A 541-nucleotide genomic window follows, 5' to 3' on the forward strand; every position below is an offset into this window, starting at 1 on the left:
GAGCCTCGACTTCGAGGATCATCCGTTCGAGATCCAGCATTTCGAGCAGCCCTGCGCCATGTGCGGCGCGGTCGAAGTCTATCTCGACGAGGTGGTGCTCGATGACAAGGGCGGGCGGATGTTCGTCTGCTCCGACACCCATCACTGCGAAAGCCGCCAGGCCGAGGGGCACCGCGGAGCGCTGCTGGGTGATCAAGCTGACGCCCGGGAGGAGGCTGCGATATGAGCCATTCCGATACACTTGAAGCGCTCGCCGCGGCCGGCATTCCGGCGCCGGTCAAGCCGTTGCTCAGCGTCGAGGGCCTTACCCGGGTCTATGGCAAGCGCATCGGCTGCGCCGATGTCAGCTTTGACCTGTGGCCGGGTGAAGTGCTCGCAATCGTCGGCGAATCCGGGTCCGGCAAGACCACGCTGCTCAACTGCATTTCCTCACGGCTGACGCCGACTTGCGGCACGGTTCACTACCGGATGCGCGATGGCGCCAGCGCCGACATCTACAAGATGGCGGAAGCCGAGCGGCGCTACCTGATGCGCACCGACT

Annotated in this window: 2 protein-coding genes; both read left to right on the forward strand. The window is 64.7% G+C overall.

Features of this window, described 5'->3' with window-relative positions; translation table 11 throughout:
- The coding region (locus ACTIEN_RS22345; RefSeq protein ID WP_439525326.1) for an alpha-D-ribose 1-methylphosphonate 5-phosphate C-P-lyase PhnJ at positions 1 to 226 on the forward strand (226 nt) is incomplete at its 5' end.
- The coding region (locus ACTIEN_RS22350; RefSeq protein WP_439525327.1) for an ATP-binding cassette domain-containing protein at positions 223 to 541 on the forward strand (319 nt) is incomplete at its 3' end. The genes ACTIEN_RS22345 and ACTIEN_RS22350, both read left to right, overlap by 4 nt.

It is taken from the genome of Marivita sp., assembly GCF_051859345.1.
Classification (GTDB): domain Bacteria; phylum Pseudomonadota; class Alphaproteobacteria; order Rhodobacterales; family Rhodobacteraceae; genus Marivita.